The following is a 253-nucleotide window of genomic DNA, read 5'->3' on the forward strand; positions in this document are numbered from 1 at the left end:
TGATAGACCCGCATCGGCGTCATCGGCGTGCCATCCTCTTGGATGCGCCAACGGCGCTGACAGACCGGCAAACGACTCACCACAACGAACTGTTCGATCGCCGCGAACGGCAGCCGCTGCTCGCGCACCAAGATCAACGCGTGCTCGCGCCCTTCGATCTGGTACGCCGTCGCCGAATTCTCGCAACCGGTCAGAACGAGCGCCGCTGCCCCCAGAAGGAAAGGGGTCAGCAACCGCACGCGCAGATCATTCG

The 253-nt window shown here is 63.6% G+C and carries 1 protein-coding gene; it reads right to left on the bottom strand.

What is annotated here, in order from left to right:
* A partial coding sequence (locus AC0IW7_RS24900; RefSeq protein WP_471821522.1) for a hypothetical protein occupies nucleotides 1-253 on the bottom strand: 253 nt, incomplete at both ends.

The sequence above is a fragment of the Pseudomonas sp. AC229 genome, from assembly GCF_979254655.1.